Raw genomic sequence first — 15,288 nt, 5'->3', positions numbered from 1 at the left:
AGCGATCGATCCTTATTTCGGGGTAATGTTGTACTGCTCGATGGCGGTGGCCATTATATCGTGAAAAATCTGCGTCACCTGGGCCATCCCGGAAACCTCGTTGGCTCCCACAAAACAAACTAACTGACTTGACGAGTTGTCGATATACCCGGTGAAGCACAGGTTGTAGATGCCCTTCTTGTACACGCCGCCCTCGGCTATCTCGGCCGTGGAGGTCTTGCCGGCCACCTCGTAGCCCTCGACGCCGGCGGCCTTGCCCGTGCCGTCGGTGACCACCGTGCGCAGCATCGAGCGCATGTCCTCGAGCGCAGCGGGGCTGTCCACCACCTTCTCGGTCGGGTACTCGGGCCGCTCGCCGGTCTGGGGCTTGCTGATGAGGAAGTGGGGCGTCACCTCCACGCCGTCGTTGATGATGGCGCCGTAGAAGCGCACCATCTGCAGCGGCGTGACCGACAGGCCCTGGCCGAAGCTGGCGTTGTAGCCGATGACGCGGCCCCAGTTCTCGAAGGGGCGCAGCGTGCCGCTCGCCTCGCCGGGGTAGTCCACGCCGGTGCGCTCGTTGAGGTTGTACTGGAGGATGTCGTCGTAGAACTCCCGGAAGCCCGCGTTCTGCACCGCGAGCGACACGCCGATGTTCGACGAGTGGTCGAGGATCTGGCGCAGGGTGTAGGTCTCGTCGCCGCGCTCGTGCGAGTCGGAGATGGTGTAGCCGTCGGCGCTGATGGTGGCCGGGCAGAACAGCGTGCTCTCCGGCGTCATGGAGCCGCCCTCCAGGATGGACAGGATGGAGACCGTCTTGAAGATGGAGCCGGGCTCGAAGGCCTGGGTGATGGGCTTGAGCTGGTCAGATCCCACCTTCGAGCTGCTCATGTCCGAGGGATCCATGTAGGGCAGTGAGCAGATGGCGTAGACCTCCCCGGTGCCTGCGTCCATGATGACGGCGCTGCCCTCTTCGGTGCCGAGCTTCTCGACGCCCGAGGCGAGCGCCTGCTCGACGGTGTTCTGCATTTTGATGTCGAGCGAGATCATGATGTCGGTGCCGTCGACGGCCGGGGTCTCCTCGTGGACGCCGCCGGGGATGGGGGTGGACCCCTTCGATGCGTTGCCGCGCTCGGCCGAGTAGGTGCCGGGCGTTCCCTTGAGGATGTCGTTGTACTGCAGCTCCAGGCCGGTGATGCCCTCGCCGTCCACGTTGCAGTAGCCCACCACCTGGCCGCCGATGGAGCCGTTGGGGTACTCGCGCCGCGTGTCGGCGATGAAGTAGATGCCGGCGAGTCCCAGCTCGCGCACGGCATCGCCCTCCTCCACCGTGGCCTGGCGCTTCACATAGGCGAAGGTGGTTTCGCTCTCGAGGATCTTCTCGTAGTCGGACTCCTTGCCGCCGAGGGTCTCGGCCAGGCGGAAGGCGGTGTAGGGCACGTCCTCCACCTCGGAGGGGTTGGCGTAGATGGTGGTGGCCTCGACGCTCGTGGCCAGCACGATGCCGTTGCGGTCGTAGATGGTGCCGCGGCGCGGCGTGGTGGTGAAGCTCACCGTGCGTGACTCGCTGGCCATGGCCGAGTAGTGGTCTGACACGATGACCTGGAGGTAGACGAGGCGCAGCAGGAACACGGCCGCGAAGGCGGCGAAGACGAGCACCGCGATGGTCATGCGGCTGCCGACGGGGACGGCTGCGGCGGCGCGGGAGGCGCGGGGGCGCCCGGCCGATCCGCGCGGGGGCTGCTGGCGGGAGGCCATGGAGCCGCCTAGCCCTGGGCCAGCGCGGCGGCGCTCCCCGAGAGCGAGAGGTTGCCGGCCTCGTCGGTGACGACGACGTCGCCGGACAGGTCGATCACGGACGTGGAGGCCGGGGCCGCCATGCCGAGCGACGAGGCGACGATGCGCACGCGGGTGGGGTTGGCCAGCGACGACTGCTGCACCTCGAGCTTGCTGCCCTCGGAGCGGGCCACGTCGATCTGGGACGTGAGCTCCTGGGTCTCAAGCGCGGTGGCCACGGTGGCCGAGCTCAGGGTGACGCGGACGAATCCGAGGATGGCGAGCACCACGACCACGCACGCGGCCACCTTGGCCGCGAAGACGAGCGCGCTCGCGCTCTGGCGGGCCTGGGCGTCGGCGCCCTGGCCGCGGACGACGGAGACCGACGCGCGGCGGTCGGGACGGCGCGACCGCTCGGGGGCGCGCTCCACGACGGGCGCGTAGGCATGCGCTGCGCTCATGGGTCTGCCCTCCTTCGTCGCATGGCGAGCCGGCGCGGCCGCCTTCGTTTCCCGATCGTCATGTTTGCCCTAGAGACGGATCAGGCTTTAGGCAGCGCGCCCGCCAGGGGCCGCCCTGCCTAAAGCCTGAGTCGTCAGCGCTTCTGCGCGACGCGCAGCTTGGCGCTGCGGGCACGCGTGTTGCGCCCAACCTCCTGCGGGGTGGGAAGCAGCGGCTTGCGCGTGATGATGTCGAGCACCGGCTCCTTGCCGCACACGCACACCGGCAGGTCCGGCGGGCAGGTGCAGCGGTTCGCGAACGAGGCGAACGTGTCCTTCACGATGCGGTCTTCCAGGGAGTGATAGCTGATGACGGCCGCACGTCCCCCCGGGTTGAGCCAGCGGACCGCAGCGTCGAGCCCTCGACGCAGGACGGTCAGCTCCGAGTTGACTTCTATCCGGAGAGCCTGGAAGGTTCGCTTCGCGGGGTGTCCGCCAGCACGGCGGGCCGAGGCGGGTATGGCGGCCTTGATGATGTCCACCAAAGCCTCGCTCGTCTCGATGGGAGCGTCTTCGCGGGCCCTCACGATGAAGTCCGCGATGCGGCTGGCCCACTTCTCGTCGGAGAAGCCGCGAATGATCCGAGTGAGATCTGCTGCGTTGTAGGTGTTGACGATCTCTGCTGCGGTAAGGGTTTGTTTGCCCGGATCCATTCGCATGTCGAGGGGGCCGTTCTCCTTGAAGGAGAAGCCGCGGGACGCCGTGTCTATCTGCACCGACGAGACGCCGAGATCGAACAGCACCGCGTCGATCCCCGGCACCTCGGCCGCTACGAGTAGCTCGTCCATATCCCCGAAGTTGCCGCGCAGGAGCTTGAGCTGGGGGCGCTGGCCCTCCGGAATCTGCCCCAGGCGCTCGGCGGCGGCCGCGAGGGCCACCTCGTCCTGGTCGATCCCGATGAGCAGGCCCTCAGGGCCCAGCCTCTTGGCGGCCTCGAAGGAATGCCCTGCGAAGCCGAGCGTGCAGTCCAGGAACGTATGCTGTGGTTTGAGTTCGAGTTGTTCCAGGCACTCGGCCAGCAGGACGGGTGTATGCCGGTATTCGCTTGTCACGTCGCTCACGCCTTTCGATCAGCTGAAGAGGAGACCAAGGTCGATTTCCTCGTCCATCTGCTCGAAGCGCTTCGCATCCCAGATCTCGACGCGGCCCGTGTTGCCCGCGACGACCACGTCCTTGTCGATGCCCGCGGCGGCGCGCACGTCCTGCGAGAGCATGATACGGCCCGAGGCATCCACCTCGACGTCGTAGGCCCTCGTCTTGAGCTTGCGCCGCAGCTTCACGTGCTGGGGGTCGGACTCCTTGTAGCCGCCGAAGCGGTCCTCGAAGAGCTTGTCCACCCAGTCGTTGAAGTCAGGCTTCTCGAACACGTAGACGCATTCGTCCTTGGGCTCGCGGGTTACCACGAGATCCTTGGAGAGAACCTTGCGAAACGTTGCGGGGAGCGCCACGCGGCCCTTCGCGTCCACCTTGAAGGAGTGCTGCCCGTTAAGGTCGACCGCGCGACGCGGCTGGACGGCTTCCTCCTCTGTGGCTTCGGCTTTGGCCATGGCTCCTCTCCGCTTGGTCTCGCTCGAGTTCGTGTCATGCATATTACCCCACAACGCCCCACTTCGCAACACTTTGATGCCCCACTGACCCATTCTCGACCCACAGAATGCCCAGGTAAAAACGGGTGTTCGCGTATGTTGAGCGAGAGCATCCCTAAATGTTGTGGGGTGCTTATGATGGAGCGCAAAATATGGTGACGCGAGGCGGTGGGGCGTTGTGGAGGGCCTGTGAGCGCCGTTTACCGCCCGTAAGGAACGGTGGGCTGAGCGGGGCGAGGGCGGAGGAGCGTGGGGGTGGGCGCTGGGATGGGGCGACGGGGCGGAGGTGGCGGGCGGAGACGGGCGCGCGGTGGGGCGGGGCTCGAGGCGGATGGCGGCGGCGTCCGCCTCGGCGCGGGCGTGGCTGGAACGCAATAGAACGGGCGCCGGCTGTCTGGCGGCCTGCTTCCGGGCGCGGGGAGCGTAACGTCAAGCAGACACGCTGCGGATCAGATGCTGCAACTATCATGGCGAGACGAATGTTTCACGTGAAACATTCCATGGCTAGGCCGTCGCCAAACGCAGGAGACGGCCTAGCGGAAAACCGCCGCCGAGGCTCCTGCCGAAGCTCGCAGCTGCGATAGGGAGCGCCCAGGTCGAGGCTATCCGTCACAGCACGAGGCCCCCGGTCGCAGGCGGCCGCCGAGGCGCGAGGGGGCAATGTAGCGATGCGGCAGCAAGCGAGCACGAGTTCGCCAACGGCGACCGCCGAGGCGCGAGGGGGGGGCGACGCGGCTGCGGGCGAGAGCCAAGAATCAGGGGGCGCCGCGGCTGCGGGCGGCCGCCGAGGCGCGGGGGGGGCGACGCGGCTGCGGGCGGTCGCCGAGGCAGGCGGGGGGGCGAAGCCGGTCGCCAGGGCGCGGGGGTTCGGCCGCGGGGCGACTGCCGGCGCATGGGGGGCGACCCAGTCGGCGTCGGCGGCCAGGGAACGCGAACGATCCCACCGCAGGGGGCGGCCCCCTCCCCTTGCGACACCTGCAGTCGAACGCGCCCGAAGGCGGCCGCCCGCGGGCCGGGCGTGCGATTTCAGGGCATGAATCCCGCCAAAAAACGAGGTTGTGCGCTGCTCAGCACGCGCTTTCAAAGCCCCAGAAGGCGCGCCCCCTCGCCTAGGTTGCCGCGACCTGGGAAACGCCGGTGAGGATCCGCTGCTTTTCGCGCCCTCGGGTTCTCGGGCGTCCAAAACAACTCACAACCTCGCTTTTTGGCGGGAATTCGCCCCGGAGACGACGAGGGCCCGGCAGTGCGAGACGCGACGTCGGGTGCCTAGCGTCGCGCGAGAGGATGGGCGGCGAGGTACTCGGCCTGGAGGTGGGTGCGGTCGACGTGGGTGTAGATCTGCGTGGTGGAGATGTCGGCGTGACCGAGAATCTCCTGGATGACGCGCAGGTTAGCACCGCCTTCGAGCAGGTGCGTGCCGAACGAGTGGCGCAGGGTGTGCGGATGAAGGTTACTGATGCCGAGCACACGGCCGGCACGGGCGACCACGGCGTGCACGCTCTGGCGCGAGAGCCGGCCGCCGCGGGCGTTGAGGAACACGGCGCCCGGCGACCCGGGCCGCGCAAGCGCAGGACGGCCCTCTTCCAGGTAGCGCGCGAGCGCGCGGGCAGCGGTGCCGGCGATGGGGGCGATGCGCTGTTTTTCGCCCTTGCCGGTGACGAGCAGGGAGCCCTCATCCAGGCGCACTTTATCTCCATTGAGCCCCGTAAGTTCGCTCACCCGCAGGCCGCAGCCGTAGAGCACCTCGAGCATGGCGCGGTCGCGCAAGTCGCGCGGGGTCGTACCATCCAGCTCGTCGAGGAGACGCGTGACCTGGGCGATGGAGAGCACGTCAGGCAGGCGATCAGGCACCTTGGGCAGGGGCAGGGCGTCGGCGGGATTTGCGCGGGAGAAGCCCTCGCGCAGGCAGAAGCGGTGAAACCCCTTAATCACCGACACGCGCCGCTTCACGCTGGCGGGCGCGTAGCCACGCTCGATCAGATCGGCCTCGTAGGCGCCGATGAGCGCGTGGTCGACGTCGTCGGGCGCGAGGGCGTTGCGGCTGGCGAGGAAGGAGACGTAGTCGCGTAAGTCGCGCGTGTAGGCCTCCACCGTGCGCGGCGAGCTGCCCCGCTCGATGCGCAGGTGGCTCAGGTACTCGCTGACGGCCTCCTCCATGGCTCCTCCCTTCCGAAAGGCATTGTAGCGCTTCGCCGCCAGGCGCTGCGGGGAAGGCGGCGCGGCAAGATTCCAGACGCCTCCGCGCGCCGCGCCTCTGCCGCCTTCGCCCCTTCCCTCTTCGCGCGTACTTATTTAACAAGGACGTAACCGCCGCGGCCCGAGCCTGCCGTCCGAGGAGCCCTGACTTCGCTATAATCGAGCAGGCGCCCTCGCGCGGGCGCCTGACCATCGCGACGTCTTTGAGGGAAGGACCCCTGCCCATGCGCACCGGCTTCGACAACGACAAGTACATCGCCCTGCAGGCAGAGCATATCCGCGAGCGCATCGCGCAGTTCGGCGGAAAGCTCTACCTGGAGTTCGGCGGAAAGCTCTTCGACGACTACCACGCCTCGCGCGTGCTGCCCGGCTTCGCGCCGGACACGAAGATCCGCATGCTCCAGAGCCTGGTCGACGACGTAGAGATCGTCATCGTCATCAACGCCAACGACATCGAGAAGTCGAAGGTGCGCGGGGATCTGGGCATCACCTACGCCGAGGACGTCTTGCGCCTCATGGACATCTTCCGCGGTATGGGCTTCATGGTAGGCTCGGTGGTCATCACCCGCTACGCCGGCCAGCCCGACGCCGACGCCTTCCGCAAGCGGCTCACCTCCATGGGCATCACGAGCTACCTGCACTACCCCATCGCCGGCTACCCCTCCGACATCGACCACATCGTGAGCGACGAGGGCTATGGCAAGAACGACTACATCGAGACGTCGCGGCCCCTCGTGGTGGTGACCGCGCCCGGCCCCGGATCGGGCAAGATGGCCACGTGCCTCTCGCAGCTCTACCACGAGAACAAGCGCGACGTGACGGCCGGCTACGCCAAGTACGAGACCTTCCCCATCTGGAACCTGCCGCTCACCCACCCGGTCAACATCGCCTACGAGGCAGCCACGGCCGACCTCGACGACGACAACATCATCGACCCGTTCCACCTGGAGGCCTACGGCGAGACCACGGTCAACTACAACCGCGACGTGGAGATCTTCCCCGTGCTCAAGGCCATGATGGAGCGCATCTCCGGCGAGAGCCCCTACCGCTCCCCCACCGACATGGGCGTCAACATGGCCGGCATGGCCATCTCCGACGACGAGGCCTGCCGCGACGCCGCCAAGATGGAGATCGTGCGGCGCTACTTCCAGACCGCCGTGGAGGTCAAGCGCTCCGGCCAGGGCGAGCGCGACCTGGAGAAGATCGAGATACTCATGAACCAGGCCGGCGTCACGCCGAACCACTCGCCGGCACGCTCGGCCGCGCTGCTCAAGGAGGAGATGACCGGCGCTCCCGCGGGCGCCATGGTGCTGCCCGACGGCACGGTGGTGACGGGCAAGACCGGCAACCTGCTCGGCGCCGCATCCGCGCTGCTGATGAACGCGCTCAAGGGAGTCTCGGGCGTGGGCGACGAGCTCTACGTCATCTCCGACGACGTGCTCGAGCCCATCTGCCACCTGAAGACCGAGCACTTGAAGAGCCAGAACCCGCGCCTGCACTCCGACGAGACGCTGTTGGCGCTCTCCATCAGCTCGGTGAACGACCCCATGGCCGAGCGCCTGGTGGACAACATCGACAAGCTGCGCGGCTGCGACGCGTTCTTCTCGGTGATCATCTCGGCCACCGATGAGAAGCTCTACCGCACGCTGGGTATCAACATCTGCTGCGAGCCCAAGTACGAGTCGCACCGCTACTACCACAAGTAAGCCTGGCAAAACCGCACGATGAAGGGGGAGCCGCGCAAGATGCGCGGCTCCCCCTTCTTGTGGGCCCGGGGAGACGCCCGGCGCGGGGAACGAAGCCGCCTCTGGCGGAGGGGTGACGGGACGAACCTCGCGAAAGGCGGCAACGAGCGCAAATTTTGACGGTTTTGCACCCGCGGCAGGGCGGATCAGCGATCAGCCGGGACGCTGAAGGGAACAACAGCCACAGGCGACCAGGGGTTTTGCCGTGCGAGGGCGAAACGCGGGCCCTTGGCGCGGGCGGGGCGGGTGCAGAACCGTTCGAATTTGCAAACCCAGCCGCTCTTTTGAAGGCTCAGAGCCCTGAGGAGCCGGACGAGCGGCTCACGCGGCAGGAGAACGCCGAGGCTGCGGAAGAGCTGCTCCTCGGCGGTGGCCGCCAGCTCGAAGGCGCCAGGCAGCGGCCATGGCTCCTGAAAGGCCTGCGCCCAAGCGGCGGCGAGCTGAGCGGCGAGGGCGATGACGGCGTAGCGCATGATGAGGTCGAGGGACATGGGGGCTCCTTTCAGCGGAGGCGCGCCGCAGGGGGGCGCAAGGATTACAGGACGGACAGGCGCGGCAACGGCCTGCGAGAGACGCGCGCGAACAGGAGGCACACGGATGACGCGGGCTGGTGCGGTGGCGCGTGGCGTGTCAGCGGACGCGGAGCGGGCGGGAGCAGGACGCCAGCGCGTGCGGGACGGGCGGGCATCCCCGCATGTGGCTGCGAACAGGGGGCGTAGGCCAGGCCCTAGAGAGCGGCCAGGCGCGCCTGAACGGCGTGGACGCGCGGGTCGTCGGCGTAAGGTGCCCAGCGCGGGTCGGCGGTGACCGACGCAGCGAGGGATGAGGCGAGCCTCGCGGCAACCTCCGCGCGCGTCGCGACCGTGGCGGAATCGGGCGCCGCCCAGAGAAGGTCATCGACCGCCCAGAGAACGGACGGGTTCTCGGGCGCGGCCAGCACGGCAGAACAGGCGGCCACCGCATCGGCGAAGCGCTCAAGCGCGACGAGGGCGTCCTCGGGCACGCGAGCAAACGCGTCCTCCGAACCACCCGCCGCAGGATCATCAGACGGCGCGTCCCCCGCAGCGCAGGTCGGGACGCCCCCGGACCCGCCAGGCGCGGTTGCGCCCCCTGCCGCATCAGCAGCGGGCGCAACCGCCGGAAGCAGGCTCACGGCCAGGGCGCGGCGCGTCATCGGCAGGAGCGTCGGGGCGAGGGCCGTCATGCCCGGCACGGCAGCCAGCCCCTCGGCTACGGCAGCCACCTCGCCCAGCCGCTCCGGGTCATCGCCGTAGAGCGCCGCAAGCGCCTGCACGTCTGCCACGGCCTCGAGCGCCGCGCAGAGCAGCGCATGCTGCAGGACGCGCGCAGCGGCGTCGTCGTCGCCACGCTGGCGGTAGACCTGGGCGGCTATGGTAGCGGCGGGGATCGGCTCGCCGGGCAGGTAGGGGGCGAGCAGCGCAAGGGCATCCTCGTCCTCGCCGAGCCACTGGAGCAGCGCGGCCAGGGGCGCCACGGCACGGCGAGCCTCCTCCGACTCCGGCGCCATGGCGCGAATGCGCTCGAGCACGCGGCGCCCCAGCTCGGCGCAGGCACGGGCCTCCCCCATCATCGGCCGCTCCTGCGCGCCCGCGCCGAGCGGCGCCCGGCCGTAGAGCAGCATCCCGAGCGCCAGCAGCAGCGCCGGACACGACCACCAGCGCACGGCCTCGGCGCGCACGGCCTCGAGCGCGGAGGCGGGATCCTCCTCGAAGCGGGCGAGCAGGGCCTCGTAGGTCGCGTCGACGCGCTCCTGAGACATCTGCGGCTCATAGCCGATCAGCTCATCTACGCTCAGGGCGAACAGGGCTGCCAGCTTGGGGGCGAGCGCCAGATCGGGCAGCGACCGGCCGCGCTCCCACTTCGACACGGCGGCCTTCGTGACGCCCAGGTGCGCCGCCACCTCCTCCTGCGTGAGCCCGCTCTCCCACCGCGCCTTCGCGATCCGTCGTCCCAGGCTGATCTCGTCCATGCCGCCTCCCTTCGTCGGTTCCGTCTCCACCAGCGTAAGGGTCAACCCTCAGACCACGCAAGCGACCAGTCGTTGACTTCCGCCCGGCAGAATCAACCAGGGGAAAGCCGCAGCGCCGGCCAGAAGCCGCAGCGGGCCCCCTCTACCAGTCCAGCCGTCTCCCAGGGAGCACCTGGCGGCGCAGTTCGGCACGGCGCGACGCCCAATCTGACCGCGAGCAGCGAAACCCGCCCTGCAGACGCGCCGCGACCAGCAGGGCCACCTCGTGAAACTGAATCACATCGCGAACCTGATCCCAGGTGAGCGTGAGCACCGTGACCCCCTCGCGGGCAAGCTGCGCTCGACGTGACGCGTCACGAGCTATGCGGTCTGCCCCCACGTGAAAGCGGTTGGAGTCGTATTCGATCGCAAGGCGACGAGCGGGCCAGTAAAGATCGCAGAACCGGCTGGCCGGCCAGCGCGCAGACGACCGCGTCAGACGCACCTCGGCATTGAGCACAGGGGGCGCCAGACCGTAGCCGCCACGCGAGGTCGGCGCGCAGAGAAGCAGCACGACAGCCGCTTCCATCGGAGAAAGCGCCCCGTCCACGAGGAAGCGCGCGGCAAGGCGAGCCGGCTTGGCGCCCTTAACGCCTGAGAAGCGCTGGGAGATGCGCCTCAGCGCAGCCGCCGTCGAGAGCGGCTCACGGCGACGAAACCCCTCCGAGTCGTCGGCGTCGAGCGCATACCCGCCGCAGAGCTCCATCCCCAGCAGCGCCAGACGGCCGAAGGGCAGGCTCGGGGCCAGCTGGAGAAAGCACAGCTCGGGCGAGCTCACGTAAAGGTCGTGCGTCAGCCTGCGAAAGGAACCGGGCGGATAGGCAGCCGCGCAGACATGGGAGCGCACCAGCTGCGACTTGCCCCGCGAGGCCGCATCGGCGACCAGCACATGGTAGGGCCGCTCGTGGATGCCGAAGGCGTGGAGACCCGCGTCGGCAAGCGCCGCGCCCCGGGGGACGTCATGGCGCGGCACGGCGTAGCAGAGCGGGAACTCCCGCTCTGCGGCCTGCGACCGAAGATGCTCGAGCGCGGTATCGTGGCTGAAGAAGATGCTCATGGGCGCACCCTACCACGACGCTGCGCACGAGGCGACCCAAGAAATCGGCACCCCCGCCGCAAATCCGAGCGGTTTTGCACCCGAAGTACACCCGATAGCCGCGCCCCTAGAAATGCACGGCCGCAAAAGCCCAGGTCGGAAAAGCCTCTTGTCACCATACAGCCGTTTGCGTGCAACTTCCAGAGTGCAAAACCGGCGATATTTGCACCAAGAGGGCAAACTTGGCGAGGTGTCGCACGAAAGACGAAGGACGGCTGCTGCGCAGCCACACGGGGCGAGCCGGCTAACGGTGAGAGCGATCCTTGAAGAGACCCGCCGCCCCGACCGCCAAGCAGATAGCCGTCGACAGATCAGAGGCGTCGAAGCTGACGGGCCGCCCCGTCCTCACGTCGGCTAAAACGCCGATGAGCAGCAGAAAAAGACCCCAGAGACCAAAACCGCCGATCACCATCATGAGAACCGCCTCTCTCCGTTCATCCCCCAGGGGCAAGCGCCATGCTATCAGCGAGAGAGGCCGCCGATCGCCCAACGGGCCTTTCAGGCGCGCGGGGAGGCCGCCTAGCGGCTGCCGGGCCAGCCTGCCAGCGCGTCGGGCATGGCAGCGAGGCCCTGGGCGGCGAGCTCCGCGGCGTCCAGCACGTAGACGCCGATGGCGGCCAGGTCGGCCAGGTTGGCGGCCTGGGCCTCGGGCGTGCGCGAGGAGGTGGCGTCGGACACCACGGCCACGTTGTAGTTGAGCGACAGCGCGTCATAGGCGGTGGAGCGCACGCAGTTGGGCAGGGCGGTGCCCGTGAGCACCACGGCGTCTACGCCCGCGCGGCGCAGGACGCGATCGAGCGACGTGCCGAAGAAGGCGGAGAAGCGCGGCTTGAGCAGCACGCGCTCGCCGTCGGCGGGGGTGAGCACGTCGGGGCAGTCCAGGCTCGACGGGTCATCGCCCCCGACGCAGAGGGGGCGCCCGCCGGCGAGCCACGCCCCGTGGCGCACGGGCTCCACGTCCGAGCCGTCAGCCGCGTAGGCGCGCCGCACGTGGACGACCTCCATCCCCTGGCGCCGTGCGGCGGCCAGCGCGTCAGCGCAGGCGCCGACGGTGGCGGCGGCCCCGGGCACGCAGAGCGCCGAGCTGGGGGCGATGAAGCCGTTTTGCATGTCGATCATCACGAGCGCGGCGCGACGGGCCTCGATCATGGGACATCCTCTCTTCGCAGAGGCGCCCGCAAGACGCGGGCGCTCAGACGACAGACGGGCAGGCGCGACCCTCCCCTATTTCTTAAGCTGGCTGGGGTGCTTCTCGAAGAAGTCGAAGCGCGGCGGCAGCTCCTGGACGCGGTGGGCGCCCTCGTCGATCTCCATGGCGCTGCAAAGCTCCTCGCAGGACTCGAAGTCGTAGTTCCAGCTGAAGAAGTCGTCGAAGGCGAAGCTCAGGTAGTCGCAGATCTTCTCGCAGCCGACGGGCACCACCGGGTGCATGAGCAGCGTGGCCACGCGCAGGAGGTAGAACGAGTCCACGAGCACCTGGCGGCGCGCCGCGGCGTCACCCGACGCCTCGGCAGCTGACACGCCGTCGGTCCACCACTTGTTGGCGAAGCGGATGAACCCGTCCATGAGCGACATGACGGAGTGCAGCTCCACCTTGTGCATGAGCTCGTCGTAGGCGCGCAGGGTGCGCACGGCCTCCGCCCGCGCCTCCTCCGAGGGCGCGCCGAGCGGCATGCAGCCGTCGAAGTTCTTCTGGGCCTCGTAGAAGCAGCTGCGGGCCAGGCGATTGAACACGTTGGTGAGCAGCGCGCCCTCCTTGAGGGCCGGGTCGGCCACGCGGGGATCGACGCGCTTGTCCTCATCGGGGTCGAAGGGCTTGGGCTTGAAGCCGACGGACTTCTGGTCGAGGCCGAGCGCGAGGAAGTGGGCGCGCAGCTGCTCGGGAGTGTAGTGCTCGAGGAGCTGCTCGCCCGTGGGCGGCTTGACCGCGCCCGACGAGGACGCCTTCTTGTTGCCGAAGAGCATGTGGTGGTTGGCCACGAGGAACGTCTGGCGCAGGGCCGGCTCGTCAGCGTCGGCAGCCAGGATGCCGCCAGGCTCGAGGGCCTCCCACAGGGCCGGCTGGGCCACGCCGTAGAAGTACAGGTTGTCCTGGCCGATGAACTGGTAGACCTGCGCGTCGTCCGAGCACCAGAAGTCGCGCCAGCTGCCGCGCGGCAGCCCGCGGGCGTCGTTGGCGGCGATGGTGAAGGAGATGGGCGCCCACAGCGACTCGGGCCAGCACCACACGGTGAGGCCGCGCACGTCTTCGAGCTCTGGCGCGCGCACGCCCCACTCGATGTTGCCGGTGATGCGGAACGGCACGAGGGTCTTGCCCGTGCGGAAGCGGATGCCGGCGCGGGCCAGCACCGGACGGGCCTCATCGCGCTCGGCGATGGTGGAGAACTCGATCTCGAAGCTCTGCTTGCCCCCCTGGGCCTCGCGGAAGGCATGGGGCGGCAGCTCGTCGGCGATGGCGCGGTAGTCGTCGAGCGCCTCGTTCTTGACGAAGACGATGGGCGGCGCGAGGAACTCCTTGACGGTCTGGGGCACCACGGCGCGCACCTCGGGATCGGCCTCGAGGGCGGCCACGCGCTCGCGCAGGAAGTCGGCGAAGGCGGGCAGGTCGAAGTACCAGTTCTCCACCGGGCGCATCTCGGGCACCGTGCCCGTCACCGTGGATCGCGGCGCGATGAGGTCCTGAGGCTCGTACTGGTGCCCCAGGTCGCACTCGTCGGCGTAGCCGTGCTCGGACTTGCAGCCCTGCACGGGGCAGCGGCCCTGCACCTGGCGACCGTTGATGAAGATGCCGGCCTCGGCGTCGAAGAACTGGAGCGTGGCCTCGCGGCGCAGCCAGCCGTTGGCGTAGAGCCGCTCGATGAACGAGTCGGTCACCATCTGGTGGACGTCGCCGGCATGTCCCAGGCCCGAGCCCTGGTAGATGTCGAGGCTGATCTGGTAGGCGTCGAGCGCGCGCTTCTGGGCGTCGTGGTTGGCGGCCACGTAGTCGGCGATGGAGCCGTCGAACTCGCCGGCCTCCACGAGCTTGCGGTAGCCCTCGTCGATGGGCGAGCCGAAGCAGTCGGTCCCCGAGACGAAGCGAACGTTCTCGGCGCCGATGCGGTCGCGCAGAAAGCGCGCGAAGGCGTCAGCCGGCACGAAGACGCCGCCGATATGGCCGAAGTGCAGGGGCTTGTTGCCGTAGGGCATCCCCGCCGTCACCACGGCGCGGGCCGGCCACTTCACGCGGGCGTCAGTTCTCAAATCGGACATCGGGATTCTGCTCCTTTGCCGTCAGGCCCTCGTCGGCGGCCTTCGTCTCCATCCCCATGAGGCTCATCAGGGCGGACAGGTCGCTCACCTCGGGTTGCAGGTACATCGTGCGGTAGCCCGTCGCCACGCCCGCCAGGCCGGCCGCCTTGTCGCAGGCGTCCTCGAGCGTGCCGATCTCGTCAGCCAGGCCGTTGCTCACCGCGTCCATCCCCGTGAAGGTGAGGCCGGTGGCCAAGGCGCGCACCTCCTCCTCGGTCATGCCACGGCCCTCGGCCACGGTGGCGATGAAGGTGGCGTTGATCTGGTCGACCATGGCCTGATAGTACGCACGCTCCTCGTCGGTGAGGGCGCGGGTGCCGTAGCTGGAGTCCTTCGAGTCCGACGAGGTGACGTTGTCGATGGTGATGCCGAGCTTGTCGAGCAGCCCCGAGATGTCGGTGAGCTGCATGGCCGTGCCGATGGCGCCGATGGCCGTGGTCTTGGCGGTGAAGATGTAGTCGGCCTGGGACGAGATCTCGTAGGCCGCCGAGGCGTTCATCGAGGCGCTCGACACCACGATGGGCTTGGAGAAGTCGCGCACGTAGGTGCTCATCTCCTCGCCGGCCGTAGCCGTGCCGCCGCCGGAGTTGACGCGCAGCACGACGGCGCGGATGTTCGGATCGGCCTCGGCGCGGTCAAGCTGGGCCTTGAGGCCCTCGGGGCTCGACGTGGAGCCGTCATATTCGATGGTGCCGTCGATGGCGATGATACCCACCGTCGGGCCGCTCGCGGCGCTCGGCGCGGATGTGCCAGCCGACCCGAACGAGGAGCCCAGAACCGACGTGCACGACGCCATGCCGACGAAGATGGCCGCGAACAGCAGGATGACCGCCACGAGCGCGACGATCCACGCGCGGCTGCGCGGGGCGGGCGGGGCGACGTAGGCACCCGGCGCGTAGGGCGCCTGCCAGGTGCCCGCGGGGGCTGCGGCGGGCGCGCCGCCCGGGCCGGCGGCGGACTGCCAGCCGGGAGCCACGTAGGCCGGCGCGGGCGCGCTCGCTCCGGGTCGGGCGGCATCCCCCGCAGGCGGCTGGGAGCCGCGGTTGTCGGGCCACACGTTCTGAGGCCGCTGCTCTGACTGGGTCATCGG

The 15,288-nt window shown here is 68.9% G+C and carries 13 protein-coding genes; 1 reads left to right on the top strand and 12 read right to left on the bottom strand.

All coding sequences use genetic code 11. The features are described 5' to 3' along the window. Positions 1-12: 12 nt before the first annotated feature. The 5 genes from AC6I0Y_RS04010 to AC6I0Y_RS03990 form a co-directional block, all read right to left on the bottom strand. The gene (locus tag AC6I0Y_RS04010) at positions 13-1,737 is read right to left on the bottom strand and encodes a peptidoglycan D,D-transpeptidase FtsI family protein (RefSeq protein WP_497733237.1); all 1,725 of its coding nucleotides are present in this window, start codon (positions 1,735-1,737) and stop codon (positions 13-15) included. Between the two features lie 8 nt (positions 1,738-1,745). Next, the gene (locus AC6I0Y_RS04005) at positions 1,746-2,216 is read right to left on the bottom strand and encodes an FtsB/FtsL family cell division protein (RefSeq protein WP_160709854.1); all 471 of its coding nucleotides are present in this window, start codon (positions 2,214-2,216) and stop codon (positions 1,746-1,748) included. 134 nt (positions 2,217-2,350) lie between these two features. Continuing rightward, complete coding sequence (gene rsmH, locus AC6I0Y_RS04000) at positions 2,351-3,307, bottom strand: 16S rRNA (cytosine(1402)-N(4))-methyltransferase RsmH (protein ID WP_497733236.1); 957 nt, start codon at positions 3,305-3,307, stop codon at positions 2,351-2,353. A gap of 18 nt (positions 3,308-3,325) precedes the next feature. Continuing rightward, positions 3,326-3,802: a division/cell wall cluster transcriptional repressor MraZ gene (locus AC6I0Y_RS03995; protein ID WP_160709858.1), complete on the bottom strand. Its 477-nt coding sequence runs from the start codon at positions 3,800-3,802 to the stop codon at positions 3,326-3,328. A 1,305-nt stretch (positions 3,803-5,107) separates the two neighbouring features. Next, entirely contained in the window at positions 5,108-5,998 is an 891-nt protein-coding gene (locus tag AC6I0Y_RS03990) for a site-specific tyrosine recombinase (protein ID WP_497733235.1), read from the bottom strand. A gap of 263 nt (positions 5,999-6,261) precedes the next feature. On the opposite strand from AC6I0Y_RS03990, the gene AC6I0Y_RS03985 reads away from it, so the two are divergent. Then, positions 6,262-7,743, top strand: a complete 1,482-nt coding sequence (locus AC6I0Y_RS03985) for a DUF1846 domain-containing protein (protein ID WP_497733234.1) — start codon at positions 6,262-6,264, stop codon at positions 7,741-7,743. A gap of 185 nt (positions 7,744-7,928) precedes the next feature. Here AC6I0Y_RS03985 and AC6I0Y_RS03980 read toward each other — a convergent pair whose 3' ends face one another. From AC6I0Y_RS03980 to sppA, 7 genes are all read right to left on the bottom strand, one after another. Then, positions 7,929-8,273, bottom strand: a complete 345-nt coding sequence (locus AC6I0Y_RS03980; RefSeq protein WP_497733233.1) for a hypothetical protein — start codon at positions 8,271-8,273, stop codon at positions 7,929-7,931. Between the two features lie 236 nt (positions 8,274-8,509). Beyond that, positions 8,510-9,772, bottom strand: a complete 1,263-nt coding sequence (locus AC6I0Y_RS03975; protein ID WP_497733232.1) for a helix-turn-helix domain-containing protein — start codon at positions 9,770-9,772, stop codon at positions 8,510-8,512. Between the two features lie 142 nt (positions 9,773-9,914). Continuing rightward, positions 9,915-10,868, bottom strand: a complete 954-nt coding sequence (locus tag AC6I0Y_RS03970; RefSeq protein WP_497733231.1) for a putative endonuclease domain-containing protein — start codon at positions 10,866-10,868, stop codon at positions 9,915-9,917. A gap of 283 nt (positions 10,869-11,151) precedes the next feature. Then, entirely contained in the window at positions 11,152-11,322 is a 171-nt protein-coding gene (locus tag AC6I0Y_RS03965) for a hypothetical protein (protein WP_497733230.1), read from the bottom strand. Positions 11,323-11,426: 104 nt separating this feature from the next. After that, a complete protein-coding gene (locus tag AC6I0Y_RS03960) occupies positions 11,427-12,056 on the bottom strand; it encodes a cysteine hydrolase family protein (RefSeq protein WP_497733229.1) in 630 nt (209 codons plus the stop codon). A 75-nt stretch (positions 12,057-12,131) separates the two neighbouring features. Further along, complete coding sequence (locus tag AC6I0Y_RS03955) at positions 12,132-14,159, bottom strand: class I tRNA ligase family protein (RefSeq protein WP_160710161.1); 2,028 nt, start codon at positions 14,157-14,159, stop codon at positions 12,132-12,134. Further along, complete coding sequence (gene sppA / locus AC6I0Y_RS03950; RefSeq protein WP_497733228.1) at positions 14,140-15,285, bottom strand: signal peptide peptidase SppA; 1,146 nt, start codon at positions 15,283-15,285, stop codon at positions 14,140-14,142. Before sppA ends, AC6I0Y_RS03955 begins: the two co-directional genes overlap by 20 nt. Positions 15,286-15,288 lie beyond the last annotated feature (3 nt).

Source organism: Adlercreutzia sp. St.1H8 (assembly GCF_059728655.1).
Note: the sequence above shows the minus strand (reverse complement) of the source record. Positions and strands in the feature narration are given on the sequence as shown.